This is a genomic window from Vibrio splendidus 12E03 (assembly GCF_000272105.2).
GTDB lineage: Bacteria > Pseudomonadota > Gammaproteobacteria > Enterobacterales > Vibrionaceae > Vibrio > Vibrio splendidus_I.
The window spans coordinates 2,459-13,055 of the sequence record NZ_AJZD02000269.1; the positions used below are offsets into that span (position 1 = coordinate 2,459).

Annotated in this window: 10 protein-coding genes and 1 pseudogene; 1 reads left to right on the forward strand and 10 read right to left on the reverse strand. The window is 43.1% G+C overall.

Annotated elements, in window-relative coordinates:
* Positions 1 to 327 precede the first annotated feature (327 nt).
* From A142_RS16960 to dusA, 7 genes are all read right to left on the reverse strand, one after another.
* The gene (locus tag A142_RS16960) at positions 328 to 1,104 is read right to left on the reverse strand and encodes a phosphoadenylyl-sulfate reductase (protein ID WP_017059954.1); all 777 of its coding nucleotides are present in this window, start codon (positions 1,102 to 1,104) and stop codon (positions 328 to 330) included.
* Complete coding sequence (cysI, locus tag A142_RS16965; protein WP_019822271.1) at positions 1,097 to 2,824, reverse strand: assimilatory sulfite reductase (NADPH) hemoprotein subunit; 1,728 nt, start codon at positions 2,822 to 2,824, stop codon at positions 1,097 to 1,099. The genes A142_RS16960 and cysI overlap by 8 nt, the downstream gene beginning before the upstream one ends.
* Positions 2,824 to 4,689 (reverse strand): assimilatory sulfite reductase (NADPH) flavoprotein subunit, encoded by a 1,866-nt coding sequence (locus tag A142_RS16970; RefSeq protein WP_029405448.1) that lies wholly within the window; start codon positions 4,687 to 4,689, stop codon positions 2,824 to 2,826. The genes cysI and A142_RS16970 overlap by 1 nt, the downstream gene beginning before the upstream one ends.
* 123 nt (positions 4,690 to 4,812) lie before the next feature.
* The gene (locus A142_RS16975; protein WP_004735813.1) at positions 4,813 to 5,043 is read right to left on the reverse strand and encodes a hypothetical protein; all 231 of its coding nucleotides are present in this window, start codon (positions 5,041 to 5,043) and stop codon (positions 4,813 to 4,815) included.
* A gap of 191 nt (positions 5,044 to 5,234) precedes the next feature.
* Positions 5,235 to 5,906, reverse strand: coding sequence for a TIGR04219 family outer membrane beta-barrel protein (locus tag A142_RS16980; RefSeq protein WP_029405449.1), 672 nt, complete (start codon positions 5,904 to 5,906; stop codon positions 5,235 to 5,237).
* A gap of 135 nt (positions 5,907 to 6,041) precedes the next feature.
* A complete protein-coding gene (gene pspG, locus A142_RS16985) occupies positions 6,042 to 6,263 on the reverse strand; it encodes an envelope stress response protein PspG (RefSeq protein WP_017059950.1) in 222 nt (73 codons plus the stop codon).
* A 212-nt stretch (positions 6,264 to 6,475) separates the two neighbouring features.
* Positions 6,476 to 7,480 (reverse strand): tRNA dihydrouridine(20/20a) synthase DusA, encoded by a 1,005-nt coding sequence (dusA, locus tag A142_RS16990; RefSeq protein WP_019822275.1) that lies wholly within the window; start codon positions 7,478 to 7,480, stop codon positions 6,476 to 6,478.
* 104 nt (positions 7,481 to 7,584) lie between these two features.
* Between dusA and A142_RS16995 the strand changes: the two are divergent.
* Positions 7,585 to 8,659 (forward strand): annotated as a pseudogene (locus A142_RS16995) (site-specific integrase).
* 88 nt (positions 8,660 to 8,747) lie between these two features.
* Here A142_RS16995 and A142_RS17000 read toward each other — a convergent pair.
* The 3 genes from A142_RS17000 to A142_RS17005 form a co-directional block, all read right to left on the reverse strand.
* Positions 8,748 to 9,818, reverse strand: a complete 1,071-nt coding sequence (locus A142_RS17000; protein ID WP_019822277.1) for a hypothetical protein — start codon at positions 9,816 to 9,818, stop codon at positions 8,748 to 8,750.
* Between the two features lie 192 nt (positions 9,819 to 10,010).
* Entirely contained in the window at positions 10,011 to 10,172 is a 162-nt protein-coding gene (locus A142_RS25215) for a hypothetical protein (RefSeq protein ID WP_019822278.1), read from the reverse strand.
* Positions 10,173 to 10,391 carry a hypothetical protein gene (locus A142_RS17005; RefSeq protein WP_019822281.1) on the reverse strand — a complete coding sequence of 73 codons (219 nt, stop codon included), beginning with the start codon at positions 10,389 to 10,391 and terminating at the stop codon, positions 10,173 to 10,175. It lies immediately after the preceding gene.
* Positions 10,392 to 10,597: the final 206 nt, after the last annotated feature.

Consider the following 10,597-nt stretch of genomic DNA (forward strand, 5'->3'; position numbering starts at 1 on the left):
TTGAAAATTAATTTCTACTTTCTAAAAGTAGGAGCGAATTATCGCTTAAAGCTAGTTGCCTAACTAACATTCTACGCTGAAGCCTTGTGGCGTCTGCCGTGTCAGTGAGGCGGCATTATAGAGATGTTCATCACATTGGCAAGTGTTTATTAAAGAAAAATGCAAAAATAACGATTACATGACGAATAAACACTCAAAGCTTTATTTATGCAACTTTAACTACAAAGTAACTACACAATAACCACAGACTTATCCACAATCGCTCTAATTTTATCCCCTAGAAACAAAAAAAACTGCCTAATGGCAGCTTTTTAAATAGCAATGAGTCTAAATCCCAGAACCATATTGCTCTCCATCATCTTCATGGAGACCACATTCGCGTTTCAACCCATTAAAACGAGTTTCCTCTTCAGTCATACCCGGTTCCCACTTCTTAGTTGTATGTGTATCTCCAACAGAAAGGTAACCCTGCTCTCGAAGCGGGTGATAACCGAGACCATGCTCTTCTAGGTAATAGTGAACATCTTTATTCGTCCAATCGATTACCGGCAAAAATTTAAACACACCATTTTGGATAGATAAGATTGGCAAATTTGCACGTGATTGAGATTGCTCTCTTCTTAAACCGGAAAACCATGTCCCAGCCTCGAGCTCATCCAACGCTCTTCTCATCGGTTCAACTTTATTAAGCTTGTTGTACTTCTCTATCCCTTCTATACCTTGATCCCAAAGTTTTCCATATTGCGCTTCTTGCCAATTAGGGCTCTGTTGGGCGCGAAAGACTTGAAGGTTTAGAGTCAACTTCTGACTTAACTCATCAATAAAGCGATAGGTCTCCGGAAATAGATACCCTGTGTCAGTCAAAATAACCGGAATATCTGGTTTTGCTTGGGTCACTAGGTGCAACATCAATGCTGCTTGGATTCCGAAACTAGAAGACACAACATGTGTCCCTTCTAAATTATCTAAAGCCCACTTAACTCTTTCTAATGCGGTTAGCTGCTCTAACTCTGCGTTGATTTGTCCAAGACGAAGTATTTGCTCCGTCTTAGTCAATGCGAGTAGCTCTGCTAACTTCAATTTTGAAGCGACAGAATTATGCATGCAGATCCCTCTTGGAAATGATCACCTCTTCGATGATGCCAGCTCGGATTGTAAAATCACCGAACCCTTCTTTGTCGTTGCGTTCTGTAGCCCAACGTCCCACCAGCGCATCAATCTCTTCTAAGATCTGAGCTGAGGTGATGTTCTCTTTATACATCTTAGGAATACGGGTACCTGCTTTGTTCCCACCTAAGTGCATATTGTAACGACCTGGTGCTTTACCCACTAAACCAAGTTCAGCCAACATCGCGCGACCACAACCATTTGGACAACCTGTGATTCGAAGGATGATGTTATCTTCTTCTGGTAATCCATGTTTCTTGAGAATGCCTTCAACATCGGTAACAAACTCTGGAAGAAAACGTTCAGCTTCTGCCATTGCTAAAGGACATGTTGGGAAAGCCACACACGCCATTGAGTTTTTACGTTGCTCTGAAACAGCATCATCCATCAAGCCATATTGACGCGCCAGTTTTTCAATCTTGGCCTTTTGACTCGTCGACACACCCGCAACAATTAGGTTTTGGTTCGCTGTCATGCGGAAGTCACCTTTGTGGATCTTCGCTATTTCAGCAACACCTGTTTTCAGCGCTTTCCCTGGGAAATCAAGTAAACGACCATTTTCGATGAATAACGCTAAGTGGTGCTTACCATCAATGCCTTCCGCCCAACCGATACGATCGCCACGGCCAGTAAACTCATAAGGACGGCTTTCAGAAAACTCAACGCCTGCACGTTTTTCTACTTCTGCTTTGAATACATCAATACCAACACGGTCTAGTGTGTATTTGGTTTTTGCGTTCTTACGGTTCGAGCGGTTACCCCAATCACGCTGAGTCGTTACCACCGCAGCTGCTACATCTAACGTTTTCTCTAATGGCACAAAACCGAAATCGTCAGCTTTACGTGCATAAGTAGAAGTATCGCCGTGCGTCATTGCAAGACCACCGCCCACTAATACGTTAAAGCCCACCAGCTTTCCGTCTTTAGCAATCGCGATGAAGTTAAGATCGTTAGCATGAACATCTACGTCATTTTGCGGAGGAATGACAACCGTCGTCTTGAACTTACGTGGTAAGTAGTTGCTACCTAAGATAGGTTCTTCATCCGTTGTTGCTAGCTTTTCACCATCTAACCAGATTTCTGCATAAGCACGAGTCTTAGGTAATAGATGTTCACTGATCTTTTTCGCCCACTCGTAGGCTTCTTGATGGAGCTCAGACTCAACCGGGTTTGTGGTACACAAAACATTTCGGTTTACATCACCCGCTGTCGCAATTGAATCAATGCCAATGCTATTTAGCGTTTGGTGCATCAACTTAATGTTCGGCTTCAAGACACCGTGGAACTGAAACGTTTGACGAGTTGTTAGACGAATTGAACCGTAAGAGGTACTTTCGTCTGCGAACTTATCAATCGCCAACCACTGCTTAGGGGTAATGATGCCACCAGGCATACGAGCACGAAGCATGACGTTATGTAACGGTTCGAGCTTTTGTTTGGTACGTTCGTTACGAATATCACGGTCGTCTTGTTGATACATACCGTGGAAACGAATCAACTGAAAGTTATCAGCAGTAAAGCCACCTGTTATGCGGTCTTGGAGATCTTGTTCAATCGTACCGCGTAGGTTATTACTTTCACGTTTAAGACGCTCATTGTCAGCCAAAGGTCCAAGTACTTGACCTAGCACTTCTTGCTCTATTACTTGCTTGCTCATTAGTACACATCCCTTTGGTAACGTTTCGCTTTACGTAAATCATTAATATATTGTTCAGCTTGCTCGCGGCTCTGGTTGCCATGCTTTTCCGCTATCGAAACTAACGCTTCATGAACATCTTTAGCCATTCGAGTCGCATCGCCACAGACATAGAGGTACGCGCCCTCTTGCAGCCATTGCCAAACCTGCTCTGCTTGTTCGATTAAACGGTCTTGAACATAAACCTTTTCTTTTTGGTCACGGCTAAAGGCAACATCTAGCTTAGTTAGCGCGCCAGACTTGAGGTACTTTTGCCATTCAACTTGGTATAAGAAATCTTGAGTAAAGGTACGATCACCAAAGAACAACCAGCTTTTGCCTTCAGCATCATTGTTTTCACGCTCTTGAACAAAACTGCGGAAAGGTGCGATACCTGTACCCGGGCCGACCATGATGATTGGTGTATTGTCGTCTTGTGGTAGCTTGAAGTTATTGTTGTTCTCTACAAACACCTTCACTTCGCCACCTTCTTCAAGGCGCTGAGCCAAGAAGCTTGATGCTCCACCTAAGCGAGACTCTTCACCTTTTTGGTATTCAACCAGACCAACCGTTAAGTGAACTTCTTCATCTACTTCGGCTTGGCTTGATGCAATAGAATAGAGGCGTGGAGTCAGCTTACGTAACAGGCCAATTAACTCATCAGCCGATAGCTTGGTTTTCTTTTCAGCGAGTACATCGACGATTTGTGTATTACCCGCATATTCACGAAGCTTGTCTTTATCTTCCACCAGCTTGATTAACTTCTTGCTGCCCGATAACTCAGCAAACTTAGTCACAAGTTGAGGATTTGAAGATGTAATCTCGAATTTACTGACGAGTGCGCTGTGGATAGATAAGTTGTCACCATCGACATCAACACTTTCGATACCCGATAATCCAACCTTAGAAAGAATCTGATTGACGAGTTCTGAACTGTTTTCATACCATACGCCTAGCGCATCGCCGGGTTGGTAGGTAATGCCCGACTCATCAAGATCAATCTCGATATGACGAACATCTTTACCCGAGTCACGGCCGGTGATCTTTTGACTGGTTAATAGTGTCGCTGTATATGGATTTTGTTTGGTGTATTGCGAATGACCGGCAGCTGCTTGGCCTACTGGTAACTGAACGATATCAGCCTCGGCACCTGTCGATAGCGTTTCTTGAACTTGTGATAACGCTTTAGCGCGCCACTCCGTTGCTGACTCTTCGTAATCAACATCACAATCAAGACGATCAACAAACGATTTAGCACCAAGCTTAGCGAGGAAGTTATCGAAGTCTTTAGCGGTTTGGCAGAAGAACTCATAGCTTGAATCGCCTAAACCAATCACACCGTATTGTAGGTTTGATAGCTTTGGCGCTTTCTTCGATTGAAGGAATTCGTGTAACTCAATGGCGTTATCAGGGGCTTCGCCCTCACCATTGGTTGAAGCCACAAAAATGACGTGTGTCTCTTTGGCTAGGTTCTTACCTTTATAATCACTTGCATCGAAAAGCTCGACCGCAATACCTAAGGCTTTAGCTTCTGCCTCAAGCGATTCAGCGACACCTTTAGCATTACCTGTTTGAGATGCGAAGATAATGCTGAGCTTACCCGCTGGTTTAGCGGCTACTGCAGCAGCCGCTTGAGCGATTGGCGCAGCTGCACCGACAGGCTGAGCTTGGCTCACTCCCCAAAGGTAACCACTGACCCATGCCAGTTGTTGTGAAGATAACTCAGAAACAGTGTGTTGAAGATGACCCAATTGTTGGTCATTAAGTGGTGCTGCTAGCCCAGGTAACTCATTAGCCCCAGACTGTGCATTATTATTTTGTGAAGACTCTTTCTTATTTAAAGACATGGTCACGACATCCCTAATCATTGCGTGACGATAGATTAACCACTCCTTTTAATAACAAGAAAGAATAGAAAAGTATGTTTTATAACTTTTTGGAAGTAAAAACCGATTGAAACCTAAATTGACTTACTGGTTTTCAATACGTACTTGCTGAAAGCCAACCGCCATTGCCGATTTAGATGCTAAGTCTAAATCCGCGTAATGGCACTCTTCACCATGAACATCCGTAAGCAGAACAAAGCCACCTCCCATATGGCGAAACTCCACAACCCAAGACCCTTCTTGAATTGAGGGCTCTATAATGGCTTCAACTAACAGGTTTTCTCTATATAAATTTCGTAATTCATTGAGTGTCATATTCCATCCCTTGCTTTGACCTCACTACATAGACCTTATAAGAATAGACGCAAATTAGCTCTCTGTAATAAGGATGGTCGAAAGTGATGAATGTGCTAACTAATTCCAGAAAGATATAATCAATAGATATAAAAAACGCCACTTAATAAAGTGGCGTTCTTAAAATTCGTTCTAAATTTTCTTTATATGGCCTAGAAGCGCACTTCAGCACCAGCAAACCAACCATCGACCATGACAAAGCTCTTGCCTAGTTCCGAGCTAAAGAACTCATCCGAATCTAGGTCGATAACACGGTAACCACCACGCAGGGCAATTTCAGATTCTGATACAGGGATTCGATATTGAACACCCGCCATCAAGTCAGTGCTCTTGATACCACTGCTATCACCGAACTCCATCGTACCAATGATATCGAAGTTGGTGTCCGGCACATTGATCTCTGCGTTACCGTAGAAGCTCCACGTGAACTCATCAAACGTCGATGTTTTCGCACCCGTCGCTTTTGGTTCAATGTAATTAGAGTTCGAGTACTGAGTAAACGTTACACCTGCATCAAAGTTCATCAACTTGTGCTCTAACAGTGTGTAGTAAAACGTGTAGTCGTACTTATCAAAAGCTAACGAGTCCGCATCAATAGAGGTATAACGGAAGCTAGCATTTGGGAGCATTGGGGCATTATGCTCAAATGCGAAATACAACGAAGGTGAGTTAGAATCGTCATCTTGTCTAACTTCGTTTAGCTTTGTACTTCCCCACCACATATCGGCACCGACTTTAGCCGTGTAAGAAAACTCTTCGGCAGCAGACACCGCTGAACTTAAAGATAGCATTCCCACCAAAGCAATTAATGGCATTTTATTCATTTGAGATAGCTCCAATTCCATATCGTAGTGCTAATTGTATGCACATTCATAGATTATTGGGGAAAATTCTACCACACATCTTAAATTCTAAAACGATAAACCGCTGACGAGTAAAGATTTAACGGCACGATGACCTTAGTAACGTCTCTGGTTAGAACTGTGTACAAAGTTTTTGAAAAACCACACACCGATTGCAATCACGATCAGCCAAGGCAGTAACTTAAACACGACGCCCATCATACCTAAGACCAACATGACTAATAACGCTACTCCGGTTGCAGCCAATACCGTCATAAACGTGATACCAGTAACAAGTAGAGTTGCGACGAAAATAAGAACAAAGATTAATTCAAACATAATGGTCTCCCTAATGAGTTAATGACCTATCTTTCCTACTTTCTAACATTGCAGCTTCCATACCAAGTATACCCACCCAATAAAATCCTTACTTATCAAACAAATAAAAAGCCACACATCTTCATGCGTGGCTTTGGGGAAACTTAGTGGTGGTAAATTTAGCCTCTAATGGCGAATTTAACCTTAACTTAGACTCTTCACCTTGAGAGAGGCTATACGTTCAGCTCTTTAGGGATCTTAGCCAATGCTGTTTGCATCACTTCGATACCTGCACCTTTCTTATGTGCGTTTTCACTGATGTAGCGACGCCATTGTCTTGCACCTGGCATACTTTGGAACAAACCAAGCATATGACGAGAGATGTGGCCTAAGCTCGCGCCATTTGAAAGTTCACGTTCGATGTACGGGTACATTTCTTCAACCACTTGTGAGCGCTTCTTGATTGGCGTGTCTAAACCAAAGATCTGCTGGTCGACTTCAGCCAAGATAAACGGGCTATGGTAAGCCTCACGACCGATCATCACGCCATCAAGGTGTTGCAAATGTTCTTTAGTTTGCTCAAGAGTAGTAATGCCACCATTCACGGCAATCACAAGATCAGAGAAGTCTTTCTTGATTTGGTATGCACGATCGTAATCTAGAGGTGGGATCTCACGGTTCTCTTTCGGGCTAAGGCCACTCAGCCATGCTTTACGCGCATGGATAGTAAATTGCTCACAACCGCCTTTTTCAGAAACCGTCGAAACAAACTTAGTTAGAAACTCATAAGAGTCTTGGTCATCGATACCGATACGCGTTTTCACGGTAATTGGAATATCAGTGACTTCTTTCATCGCTGACACACAATCTGCCACCAGCTCGGGCTCAGCCATTAAACACGCACCAAAGCGACCGTTTTGAACTCGATCTGAAGGGCAACCTACGTTAAGGTTTACTTCATCATAGCCACGCTCACCAGCAAGTTTGGCACAAGCAGCAAGGTCAACCGGGTTTGAGCCGCCGAGTTGAAGAGCAAGAGGATGTTCTTGCTCGTTATATTCTAGAAAGTCGCCCTTACCATGTAAGATCGCGCCCGTTGTTACCATTTCCGTGTACAGAAGAGTCTGCTGAGAAAGCAAACGGTGAAAGTAACGACAGTGGCGGTCAGTCCAATCGAGCATGGGTGCAACAGAAAGTCGGTTACTAGCGTATTTACTGGTTTTATTAGTGTTTGTCATGATTCAGTCTCAATTAATACTGTACAAACATACAGTGAATTACCTAGAATTAAACGGAATTACTTCCTGTAGTACCCCTCAAGTACCCCTTTAGGAGTTGGACAATGGCAAGTTATACCATCGAGACCAGAAAGCTAAAAAGCGGTGAACCAAGGTTCAAGGTAACAATCATCGTTAAAAAGAATTCGCGCATTATACACAGGGAAAGCAAAACTCTAAAAAAGAAAGCACTCGCTAAAGCTTTCGGTAAAAAAAGGGTAGCTGAACTAGAAGCTCAAGGGGTACTAAATCAGCCAAAAACAGTCCCCCTTTCGGTACTCCTCGATTTGTTCATGGAAGAACGAGATCTCTGGGACAATACAGGCCGAACAAAACGCTACGTTATTAAAATGCTTAGGGATTGCGACATCGCCAATGTTGAGAGTAATCAACTACGAACTAGCGACTTAATCGAGCACTGTAAAAATAGAAGAGGCGCAGGAGCCAAACCCGCAACGATTTATCATGATATTGCTTACCTACGTTCTGTAATGAAAAAGTCTAAGCCTGTCTTCAACATCGACACCAATCACCAATCACCAGATATTTGATGAAGCCGTACCCGTTCTGATTGATATGGGGTTAGTCGGTAAGAGTCAGAAGCGAACACGCCGCCCAACCTCCGAAGAACTAAAACGCTTAAAGCTTGGATTAGAACAACGTGAGTCTTTCCGGCCAAACGGAAAAACTCGAATACCATTCACTGACATTCTTGAGTTTAGCATTCTCACTTGCATGCGAATTGGCGAAGTCTGCAAGCTGCGTTGGGAAGACCTCAACCAAGAACATAAGACGATACTGGTTAGAGACAGAAAAGACCCAAGGAAGAAAGAAGGTAATCACATGATTGTTCCGTTGCTTGGTGAGTCATTTGAGATCGCATTAAAACAACCAAATAAGGGTGACCTAATTTTTCCATACAACTCACGAAGTGTTAGCGCAGGCTTTCAACGAGTCAGGAACGAATTGGGTATTGAAGACTTGAGGTACCACGACCTACGCAGAGAGGGAGCAAGTCGGTTGTTCGAAAAAGGCTATTCGATTGAAGAGGTGGCTCAAGTTACTGGGCATAGAAATTTAAATATTTTGTGGCAGGTATATACGCAGCTATTTCCACATAAATTACATAGCAAGGCTTAGTAATAAACCTTTCACTAGCTCAAAAAAATCCCCGAACAAAAGGTTCAGGGATTTATGTGTCAGAGAAAGGCGATAAACCACCTAGATATTATTTAGCGTCTTCGGATTCGAGAGGCTTTTCTTTAGAAATGCCAGATGCGATAGCTTTCTCTACAATGCCCCCACGAACCTTGTAGCTACCATTTACGTAAATGACCTCTTTCTTGCCGAAACCGTCATTGATTAAAATATCGACCTCCGACTGTTCTACGTAAGTAGTATCAACAGACATTAGGAAAACCGAATCTCCGTTTTCAGTACGAGCTGTAACAGATAGGTTGCCATCATCAGTCCAACGAGCAGAGGCTATCTCTACAGCTCTAACTCCGTTGTGAGTAACAAGCTGTTGCTTGTTTTTAGAGATCATCTCTTTTGCATCATCTTGATCAAGCGTTACTTTAGTTGCACCTCGGTATTGGATTTCGGTAGCCCCAGCTGCTAGGGATTGTTTTACCATACCTTGGTACGCTTTATCCGCTTGAGCTTTGAACTTGAGGGCTCTTTCATTGGCAGCGTTGTTAGACTCGATAGATTTCTCTAAAGCTCCAACTAGCTTATCCATACGGTCGTGTTCAATTCCAGCCAAAGAAACTTCTTTCTGTGCTGTCGTTTGTGCGATGGTCGTTTCTTTTTGCGCTGTTGCTTCAGCCTTGAGTCGTTCGTTATACGAATCAAATGCAAAGTAGCCGCCGACGGAAAGAACGGCTACTAGAAACAGAGCTGTTTTTTGTGGTCCAGTCATATCCTTAGTCACCGAGTCTACTGCTTGCTTTAATGAGTCACAAAAATCCTTTGCTGCAACTAAAATGTCGGTACAGCCAGGGTTAACTGTATAGACGAATTCGAGCTTTTGTCGTTCGTCTTGTTTTAATTGTTTAAGGTTGTCAGAGTTGTACTTAATAATGCAATAGGCTTTAAGGAAGTCATTATGGAAATCTGCTAAGCCTTTGCAAATCGTTGAATTCAGAGTCCCATTTAATCTGTTTTCATCACCTATCAGTTTAATCCCAATTTCTGGATATAGGCCAGAAAAATCGATGGAATTTAGATCGAGAGTCGCGTTTTGCTCAGCAATCTTAGCGATGATGTCATCAAGATTATGAATATCAACCTTATGCATATGTGTTCCTTAATTTTTTCACGCGATTCTAACCGTTTAAAGCAAGTTGGCAAATGAATTAGATCATTTTTAATATGAATCTGTGCGTCACCCTGTTATTGAGATTCTCAACGCTCAATAACTAGCCCTATATGGCTGGTAAGGGAGAGGTATCTGAAGAAATAAGAACAACACTATTGAATCAAAAAAGCCCTAATTATTAGGGCTTTTGCTTTCAAGTCGAGTCAAACGCTCATCCATTTTTTCCATCATCAAGCGCAGCCACTTAACATCAGTTTTGAGTGTAATGCCTACACCAACCCCGCTAGATAGAGCACTCACAACGGCAACAATTATTGTTTGATACTCGGCCATTTACTTGAACTCATTGCGTAGAGTTTCCCATAGGCCAAATACTATTGGAGCACTTGCGCCAATAATACCACCGAATTGAACACCGTCTGCCGATACGCTAGCAGTGATAAGTTCAGGGTGACCAGATAGCAAAGCAGCTCCCGCGCCAAGTAGCGCTAACCCCTTTTTGGTGGATGGTTGGTCAAGGTCGATTCCGATTTTTTCTAATAAGCTTTTCATAGTAATTTGCTCTGTCGTAAATACTTGATGGTGTAGGCGGCGAGTACGCCACCTACTACGGTAATAGCTATTTTTTTATAGTCTTCTTTGGTCATGCCATGGCAACTCCTTCACGCGCCATGCTTAAACCGTAATAGCTCCCGACCTCTTTACGACTCATTGCATGTAATAGCTTTGCTAGCTGTTCGTTGTTGTTCACATCGACA